The sequence below is a fragment of the Streptomyces sp. NPDC088810 genome, assembly GCF_044750305.1.
In the GTDB taxonomy this organism is placed as follows: Bacteria; Actinomycetota; Actinomycetes; order Streptomycetales; family Streptomycetaceae; genus Streptomyces.
This window is the reverse complement of the sequence record NZ_JBIVJQ010000024.1, coordinates 1-10,185: the sequence shown is the minus strand read 5'-3', so window position 1 is coordinate 10,185 and position 10,185 is coordinate 1. Positions and strand designations below refer to the sequence as shown.

The window sequence follows — 10,185 nt, the reverse complement described above, 5'->3', positions numbered from 1 at the left end:
ATGCCGGCCCGCTCCAGCGCCTCCCAGGAGGTTTCCAGCAGCAGCCGCTGCTGCGGGTCCATCGCCAGCGCCTCGCGCGGGGAGATGCCGAAGAAGCCGGCGTCGAACAGCGCGGCGTCGTAGAGGAAGCCGCCCTGGCTCACGTACGAGGTGCCGGCCTGGTCCGGGTCGTCGCTGAAGAAGCCGCTCAGGTCCCAGCCGCGGTCGTCGGGGAAGCCGGACATCGCGTCCCGGCCCTCGAACACCAACCGCCAGAGTTCGTCGGGGCTGTCGACGCCGCCGGGCAGGCGGCAGGCCATGCCGACGATCGCGATCGGCTCGTCCGGGTCGGCGGGCCTGAGCGTCGTGACCGGTGCCGGGGCGGTCGCCGTCGTCTCGCCCAGCTCGCCGTGCAGGTGACGGGCGAGGGACAGGGGGTTCGGGTGGTCGAAGACGACGGTGGCGGCCAGTTTGAGGCCGGTGGCCTCGCGCAGCCGATTGCGCAGCTCGACCGAGGTCAGCGAGTCGAACCCGGAGTCGCGGAAGGCGGTCTCCGGCTTGATGCCCTCGGGTCCGGCGTGGCCGAGCACGGTCGCCGCGTGCGTCCGGACCAGGTCCAGCAGCAGTTCCTCCTGCTCGGCCGTGCCCAGTCCGGCCAGCCGGTCCGCCAGGCCGCCGCCGCTGTCGCCGGCCGCGGCCCGCACGGTCTGCCGGCCGGTGCGCACCAGGCCGCGCAGCAGGGTGGGGACGGCCCGGCCGGCGCCGGCGTCGGTGCGCAGCTGCCGCAGGTCCAGCTTGGCCGGGACGAGCAGGGCCTCACCGGTGCGCAGGGCCGCGTCGAAGAGGTCCATGCCCTCGTCGGGGGACATGGGCAGGACACCGCCGCGCCGGTTCATCCGGCTACGGGTGAGGTCGTCCATGCCGGCCGCCATACCCCCGGTGGCCTGGTCCCACAGACCCCAGGCGAGCGAGGTGGCGGGCAGGCCCGCGGCCCGGCGCTGCTGGGCGACGGCGTCCAGGAAGGCGTTGGCCGCTGCGTAGCTGCCGGTGCCCGCGCCGAGGAAGACGGAGGAAACGGACGAGAAGACGACGAACACGGCCAGCTCGGGGGCGAGTTCGCGGGTCAGTTCGTCCAGGTGACGTACGGCCGTCACCTTCGGCGCGAACACCCGCGCCACCTGCTCGGGCTGGATGGTCCCGATCACTCCGGCGTCGGCGACGCCCGCCGTGTGCACGACCCCGGTCAGCGGACGACCGCCCCGGCGGGCCTCGGTCAGCAGGGCGGCGACCGCGTCGCGGTCCGTGACATCGCAGGAGGCCACAGTGACCTCGGCGGCGCCGAGTTCGGTGAGCTCGGCGACCAGTTCGGCGGCGCCGTCGGCGGCTTGGCCGCGGCGGCTGGCCAGCAGGAGGTGGCGGATGCCGTGCCGGGTGACCAGGTGCCGGGCCAGCAGTCCGCCGAGCGAGCCGGTACCGCCGGTGATGAGGACCGTGCCGTCCGGGTCCAGCGTCACGGGTGCCTTTGCTTCCGCTGCCGCCTGCTGGCGGCCCCCGGCAGTGGCGCGGGCGAGCCGGGGGATGAGCAAGGTCTGGCCACGCAGCGCCAGTTCGGGCTCCGTGTCGGCCGCCACGCGCGCCAGGACGTCGGCGGTGCTCTCGAACAGGACGCCCGGGTCGAGCGCGGGATCGAGGTCGAGGAGCACGATCCGGTCCGGGTTCTCGGACTGCGCGGCTCGTATCAGGCCCCACACGGCGCCGCCCGCCGTGTCGGTCACCGCGCCGTCGGCGCCGGCCGGTACCGCGCCCCGGGTGGCGACGACCAGCCGGGTCGGCTCCAGGGCGGGGGCGGCCAGCCAGGCCTGCACGGCCGCCAGCACCCGGTTCGTCAAGGCCGACGCCGGGTCGTCCGCGTCCTGGTCGTGGGCCGCTACGGCCTCCAGCACGACGAGCGCGGGCAGGTCCCCCGCCGTGGCCGAGCCCTCCGCCAGGGCGGTGACGTCGGCGGCGGAGCGCACCCCGGCCCAGGCCGGCGGCTCGCCCGCCGGCGCGTCGGCTCCGGGCAGCGCGGTCCACTCGACACGGAACAGCGAGTCGTCGCTCGCCGTACTCGAGGCCCTCTCCAACTGCTCGGCGGACAACGGCCGCAGCTCCGCCGACTCCGCCCGCAGCACCAGCCCGCCGGCCGGGTCGACCGCCTCCAGCGCCAGCGCGTCCCGGCCCTGCGGCGTGATCCGTACCCGCAGCGCCGTGGCGCCGACGGCGTGCAGCGCGAGTCCGTGCCAGGTCAGGTACTGCCACACCCGGGAGCCGCCGTCGGCCGCGGCAGCGTCCAGCAGCGCCGGGTGCAGGGCCGCGTCCAGCAGCGCCGGATGCACCCCGAACCGCCCGGCCTCCTCGCGCTCGTCCTCCGGTACGGCGACCTCGGCGAGGATCTCCTCACCGAGCCGCCAGAGTCCGCGTACGGCCCGGAAGAGGGGCCCGTGCTCGTAACCGCGCCGGGCCAGGCCGCCGTACAGGGCCTCCACGTCGACGCGCTGGGCACCGGCCGGCGGCCAGGCACCGAAGTCGGCCAGCGGGCTCTCCCCCGGCTTGGGCGTCGCCGTCAGCACACCGGTGGCGTGCCGCACCCAGGCCTCCGCCCCGCTCACCTCCGCGGCGTCCTCACGCGTCGAGTACACGGTGACCGTACGGCAGCCGCTCTCGTCGACGCCGCCGACCGCGACCTGGACGCGCACCCCGCCCTGCTCGGGCAGCACCAGCGGCACGCCGACCGCGAGTTCTTCCACGGTTCCGCACCCGACCTCGTCACCGGCCCGCACCGCCAGCTCGACCAGGGCCGCTGCGGGGACGAGGACCACTCCGCCGACCGTGTGATCCGCCAGCCAGGGGTGCGTGCGCAAGGACAGCCGGGAGGTGCACAACACTCCGCCCGTCTCGGGCACTTCCACGACCGCACCGATCAACGGATGGTCCGTGGGCGCCTGTCCGAGCGCGGTGGCGTCACTCGCTCCGTTCAGCCGGAGCCAGTAGTGGCGGTGGTCGAAGGCGTACGTCGGCAGGTCCACGTGGGTGTCACCGGCGCCCTCGGGCAGCACACCGGACCAGTCGACGGCGACGCCCTTGACGAAGACCTCCGCGATCGACGTCCACAGCCGCTGCAGACCGCCCTCGTCGCGGCGCAGGGAACCGGTGACGACGGCCTCCGTCCCCGTCTCGTCCACGATCTCGTTCACGGGCTGGACGAGGACCGGGTGAGCACTGGACTCGATGAACACCGAGTGGCCCTCGGCGAGGAGCGCGGAGATCGCAGGGCCGAAACGGACCCGGCTGCGCAGGTTGCGATACCAGTAACCGCCATCCAGGACACCCGCCTCGCGCACCCACTCACCGGTCACCGTCGAGAAGAACGGCACCACGGGCGCCTGGCTGCGAATGCCGGCGAACGCCTCGGCCAGCGCGTCCTCGATCGCCTCGACATGGCGGGTGTGGGAGGCGTAGTCCACCGCCACCCGGCGCACCCGCACCCCGTCGGCCTCCAGCGCGGCCAGCGCCTCGTCCAGTGCCCCGGCGTCACCGGCGATCACCACCGAAGAGGGACCGTTGACGGCGGCCACCTCGACCCGCCCGTCCCACGCGGTGATGCGCTCGCCCGCTTCCGTCTCGGACAACGCCACGGAGGCCATACCGCCCCGGCCCGCCAACTGCCCAGCGATCACCTGACTGCGCACGGCCACGATCCTGGCCGCGTCCTGCAGCGACAGCGCACCGGCCACGCAGGCGGCGGCGATCTCACCCTGCGAGTGCCCGACCACCGCATCCGGCACGACCCCGACGGAGGCCCATACGGCGGCCAGACCCACCATCACCGCGAAGCTCGCCGGCTGCACCACGTCGACCCGCGCCAGCAGATCGACATCACCTCGAAGGACAGCCGCCAAGTCCCAGTCCACCCAAGGCTCCAGAGCCCGTGCGCACTCCGCGATCCGCTCCGCGAACACCGGGGAGGACTCCAGCAGCTCCCGCCCCATCCCCAGCCACTGCGAACCCTGCCCAGGGAACACCAACACCGTCCGCCCAGACGCCCCCGCCGACCCGAGCACCACCGCGGGGCTGTTCTCGCCCTTGGCCAGCGCGCCCAGCCCGGCCACCGCCTCCTCCCGGGTCCCGGCGACGACCACGGCACGTTCGTTCAGGAGGGACCGCTGGTTGACGAGGGCGCTCGCGAGGTGGGCGAGTGGTGTGCCGGTGTCGCCGGTGAAGGCGGCCAGGCGGCCGGCCTGACCGGCCAGCGCTGCTTCGGAGGCCGCCGACACCACCAGCGGTACCGCGCCGGCGCCCGGGGCCACCGGCTCCACGGCCGGTTCCTCCGGGGGTTCTTCCAGGATCAGGTGGGCGTTGGTGCCGCTGACGCCGAAGGAGGAGACGCCGGCCCGGCGGGGGCGGCCGGTCCGGGGCCACTCCTGTTCCTCGGTGAGCAGCTGGATCGCCCCGGCCGACCAGTCGACCTGGGTGGACGGGGTGTCGACGTGCAGGGTGGCGGGCAGGACGCCGTGCCGCATCGCCTGAACCATCTTGATGACGCCGGCGACCCCGGCAGCGGCCTGGGTGTGTCCGATGTTGGACTTCAACGAGCCCAGCCAGAGCGGTCGTTCGCGGCCCTGGCCGTAGGTGGCGAGGAGGGCCTGCGCCTCGATCGGGTCGCCGAGGACCGTGCCCGTGCCGTGGCCCTCGACCACGTCCACGTCCGCCGGGGTCAGGCCCGCCTCGGCCAGCGCCTTGCGGATGACGCGCTGCTGCGAGGGGCCGTTCGGGGCGGTGAGGCCGTTGGATGCGCCGTCCTGGTTGACGGCGGAGGCGCGGACGACGGCCAGCACCCGGTGGCCGTTGCGGCGGGCGTCGGACAGTCGCTCCAGGACGACGACACCGGCGCCCTCGGCCCAGCCGGTGCCGTCGGCCGCTTCGGCGTACGACTTGCAGCGCCCGTCGGCGGCCAGCGCCCGCTGCCGCGAGAACTGCATGAACATACCGGGCCCGGCCATGACGGTGGCGCCGCCGGCCAGGGCCATCGAGCACTCCCCGCGCCGCAGGGCCTGCGCGGCCAGGTGCATGGCGACCAGCGAGGAGGAGCAGGCGGTGTCGACGGTCACGGCGGGGCCTTCGAGGCCGAAGACGTAGGAGATGCGGCCCGAGGCGACGCTTCCGGTGGTGCCGGTGCCGGTGAAGCCCTCCAGCTCCGGTGGGACCGGGCCGCCGGTCGCGTAGCCCTCGTTGATGACGCCCACGAAGACGCCCGTGTCCGAGCCCTTGAGCGTCACCGCGTCGATACCGGCCCGCTCCAGCGCCTCCCAGGACATTTCCAGGAGGAGCCGCTGCTGCGGGTCCATCGCCACCGCCTCGCGCGGGGAGATCCCGAACAGACCTGCGTCGAACAGGGCCGCCTCGTGCAGGAAGCCGCCCTGGTCGACGTAGGACTTGCCCGTCTTGTCGGGGTCGGCGTCGAACAGCGCCTCCAGGTCCCAGCCCCGGTCGGTCGGGAACTCCGAGACGCCGTCGCCGCGTTCGCGGACGAGCCGCCACAGGTCGTCGGGGCCGGTCACCCCGCCGGGCAGCCGGCACGCCATGCCCACGATCGCGATCGGCTCCGCCTTCTCGGCCTCAAGTTCACGGACGCGTTGCTGGGAGCGGCGCGCGTCGGCGAGAACGCGCTTGAGGTAGTCGCGAAGCTTGCTTTCATCCGCCATTGCGGGTCAGCTCCTAGTGGGGCTAAGGGCGTCAGGTGGGCTGCGGGGCGGGCGTGGACATGGTGTGCGGGTGGGCGGCCGGGACCCGGCCGGAGCCGGTGTCCGGTATCCGGCGGCTAGTGGCCGAATTCGGTGTCGATGAGTTCGAACAGTTCGTCGTCGGAAGCCGACTCGAAGTCCAGGTCCTCCTCGGCGTCCGGCTCGGTGACGTTCGTGGTGGACCAGGTGGTCAGCAGGCCCTGGAGCCGGGTGGCGACCTGGGCGCGGGTGGTGTCGTCGGGCGCGGTGTCGGCCAACAGCGCCTCGAGTTTGCTGAGTTCGTCGAGCAAGGGGTGTGTGGCCGGAGCGGCCTGGTCGCCCGGGGCCAGTCGGTCGTGCAGGTAGCGGGCGAGGGCGAGCGGGGTCGGGTAGTCGAAGACGGCGGTGGCGGGCAGGTTGAGGCCGGTGGCCTCGCGCAGCCGGTTGCGCAGTTCGACGGAGGTGAGGGAGTCGAACCCGGCGTCCTTGAAGGCTGTTTCGGCCCTGACCTGGTCCGCCCCGGTGTGGCCGAGGACGGTCGCCGCCTGGCCCTGCACCAGCTCCAGCAGCAGCGCCTCCTGCTCGGCCGGGGACAGCGTGGCCAGCCTGCGGGCGAGTCCGCCGGAGTCCCCGGCGCCGGCCCGGGCGGCCTTCCGGCCGGTCCGCACCAGGCCGCGGAGCAGCGGCGCGACCCCGGCTCCCAGCGCGGCGTCGGCGCGCAGCGCCCGCAGGTCCAGTTTCACGGGCAGCACCAGCGCCTCGCCGGCGGGCAGTGCCGCGTCGAGCAGCTCCATCCCGTCCGCGGGCGTGAGCGGTACGACACCGCCGCGCCGGCCGGTCCGGTTCCGTACGGCCTCACCGGCGGCCGTGTCCTGGCCGCCGGCCGGCTCCCACGGGCCCCAGGCCAGCGAGACGGCGGGCAGACCGGCCGCCCGGCGGCGGTGGGCCACCGCGTCGAGATAGGCGTTGGCCGCCGCGTAGCCGCCGGTACCCGCGCCCAGGAAGACGGAGGAGGCGGAGGACAGCAGGACGAAGGCGGCGAGTTCGGGGGCGAGTTCACGGGTCAGCTCGTCCAGGTGCCGGACGGCCGTGACCTTCGGGGCGAAGACCCGGGCCAGCCGGTCCCGGTCCATCTCGCCGATGACCCCGGCGTCGAAGACGCGTGCCGCGTGCACGACAGCGGTCAGCGGATGCGCTTGCGGTACGGCGGCGAGGAGCGCGGCGAGCGCATCGCGGTCGGTGACGTCGCACGCCACCACCGACACGTCGGCTCCTCGCTCCCCGAGTTCGGCGACGAGCCGGTCCGCGCCCTCGGCCGCCTTCCCGCGGCGGCCGGCCAGCACGAGGTGGCGTACGCCGTGCCGCTCGACCAGGTGCCGGGCGACCTCGGCGCCGAGCGTCCCGGTACCGCCGGTGATCAGGACCGTGCCCTCCGGGTCCAGCGCCGGCGCCCCGGAGCCGCCGGCCGGGACCAGCCGGGCCAGGCGTGGCACGTACAGCGCCGTGCCCCGGACGGCCACCTGCGGCTCACCGCTCGCCAGCACGGGACCGAGGTCGGCCTCACCCGTCTCCGTGTCGACGAGGACGATCCGGTCGGGGTTCTCCGCCTGCGCGGCACGCACCAGGCCCCAGACGGCCGCGCCGGCCGGGTCGGTGACCGCCGCATCGCCGCCGGCGGGCACCGCACCCCGGGTGACCACGACCAGCCGGCCGTCCTCGGTGCCCTCGTCGGCCAGCCAGGCCTGCACGGCCTCCAGCACCCGGCTCGCCAATGCCACGGGCGTGTCGTCGGCTCCGGCCCGGGCCTCGACCACCGTCGCCTCCGGCACCTCACCGGCGCCGGCCACGGGCGGCAGCTCGCTCCACTCCACCCGGAACAGCCCGTCGTCCGCGCCGGTGCCGGCCGCCGTCGACAGCTGCTCGGCCGAGAGGGGCCGTAGCGTGACGGCCTCCGCCGTGACGACCGTGCCACCGGCCTCGTCGGCGGCCTCGACCGCCAGGGCGCCGGCGGCGGACCGCGCCAGGCGCACGCGCAGCACCGTGGCACCCTCCGCGTGCAGCGCCAGCCGGCTCCACTCCAGCGGCTGCCAGGGCTGAGCGTCATCGGCGGCCGAGGCATCCAGCAGCGCCGGATGCAGGGCGGCTTCCAGCAGGGCGGGGTGGATGCCGAACCGGGCCGCCGCGTCCCGCTGCCCGTCCGGCAGTGCGACTTCGGCGAACAGCTCGTCGCCGCGCCGCCACACCGCCCGCAGCCCCTGGAACACCGGCCCGTACTCGTAGCCGTGTCGCAGCAGCCGTTCCTCGACACCGGTCAGGTCCTCCGCCCGCGCGCCGGGCGGGGGCCAGGCGGCGAAGTCGAAGGCGCCGGCCGCAGGGACCGTACCGGTGAGGGTGCCGGTGGCATGCCGGGTCCACGCGTCGGTGCCGAGCTCACCGACGGCGTCCTCGCGTGCGGAGTGAACGGCCACCGTACGGCGGCCCTCCGCGTCCGGAGCCTCGACCGTGACCTGCACCCGCACACCGCCCTGCTCGGGCACCACCAGCGGTGCCTCGATCACCAACCCCTCCACGACCCCGCAGCCGACCTCGTCACCGGCCCGCACGGCCAGCTCCACCAGCCCGGCGCCGGGCACGAGGACCACTCCCCCGACGGCGTGATCGGCCAGCCAGGAGTGCGTGCGCAGGGACAGCCGGGAGGTGAACACCAGCCCGTCCGACTGAGGCAACTGCACCACCGCGCCGAGCAGCGGGTGATCCGCCGTGCTCTGCCCGAGGGCGACGGCGTCGGTGGCGGGGGCCATCTGCAGCCAGTAGTGGCGGTGGTCGAAAGCGTACGTCGGCAGGTCCACATGCACTTCGGTGGCGCCCTCGGGGAGGATCGCCGCCCAGTTCACCTTGGTGCCGCGGACGAAGAGGTGGGCCACGGCCGACAGGAGGGTCTGGGTCTCGCCGCGCTCGTCACGCAGCGCGGGCACGCTCACCGCATCCGCCGACTCCGTGATCGCGCCGGTCAGCGCGCCGCCGGGGCCCAGCTCCAGGAACACCGAGCCACCGGAAGCGGCGATTCCCTCGGCGAACCGGACCGGACGGCGGACGTGGTCGACCCAGTACGCCGGGTCCGTCAACCGGCCCGGCTCCGCGAGCCGACCGGTCACGTTCGACACCACCGGGATCAACGGCTCGTTCCACGTCAGCCCGGACAGAGCCTCCGCGAACTCCGCCAGCATCGGCTCCATCAGCGCCGAGTGGAAAGCGTGCGAGACCGTGAGCCGCTTGACCCGGCGACCCTGCTCGCGCAGCTCCTCAGCAACGGCGAGAACCGCCGTTTCATCGCCGGAGAGGACGACCGAACCGGGCGCGTTCACTGCCGCCAAGTCGACGCCGTCGACGAGGTGTTCGGCGACCTCGGCTTCACTGGCGGCCACGGCGACCATCGCACCGCCCGCCGGGAGTGCCTGCATCAACCGGCCGCGTGCAGCCACCAGCGCCGCCGCATCCTCCAGCGACAGCACCCCGGCCACGTGCGCGGCGACGACCTCGCCGATGGAGTGCCCGGCCACCACGTCCGGCCGTACGCCCCAGGACTCCACCAGCCGGAACAGCGCCGACTCCACCGCGAACAACCCGGCCTGCGTGAACACCGTCTGGCCCAGCAAATCCGCGTTGCCGAAGATCACATCCCTGATGGGGAGTTCCGCACCGAGCTGCCCGTCCAAGGCAGCACAAGCGTCATCCAGCGCCCGCGCGAACACCGGATACCGCTCATACAACTCACGGCCCATACCGACACGTTGCGAGCCCTGCCCCGGGAACACGAACACCGTCTTCCCGTCGGCATCCGACCCCGTCACCACGATCGGCGACGACTCACCCGTAGCCAGCGCCTCCAGCCCGGCCACCGCCTCCTCGCGCGACCCGGCGACCACCACGGCCCGTTCCGACAGCACCGCCCGCCGGGACACGAGCGCCCCCGCAACGGCCCCCAGCGGGGCACCGGTATCGGTGAGGAACGCAGCCAGCCGCCCGGCCTGCCCGGCCAGCGCACCCGTGCTCCGCGCCGACACGACCACCGGCACCACGCCGTCGGCCGGGACCACGGGCTCCGCAGCGGGCTCCTCCGATGCCTGCTCCAGGATCAGATGGGCGTTGGTACCGCTCAGCCCGAAGGAGGAGACACCGACCCGTCGGGGATGCCCGGTCTCGGGCCAGTCGCGTGCTTCGGTGAGCAGTTCGACCGCTCCGGACGTCCAGTCGACCTGGGACGACGGCGTGTCCACGTGCAGTGTGGGCGGCAGGATGCCGTGCTGCATGGCTTCCACCATCTTGATCACGCCGGCCACACCGGAGGCGGCCTGGGTGTGCCCGATGTTGGACTTCAACGAGCCGAGCCACAGCGGCTGTTCGCGGTCCTGGCCGTAGGTCGCGAGGAGGGCCTGCGCCTCGATCG

At 74.2% G+C, this 10,185-nt stretch carries 1 protein-coding gene and 1 pseudogene; both read right to left on the bottom strand.

Annotated features, from left to right (window positions below; all coding sequences use genetic code 11):
• Window positions 1-5,705: pseudogene (locus ACIP4Y_RS38400) on the bottom strand (SDR family NAD(P)-dependent oxidoreductase); the annotation flags it as partial.
• A gap of 131 nt (window positions 5,706-5,836) precedes the next feature.
• Window positions 5,837-10,185 (bottom strand): SDR family NAD(P)-dependent oxidoreductase (locus tag ACIP4Y_RS38395; protein WP_401401794.1); only part of this gene is annotated, 4,349 nt, incomplete at its 5' end.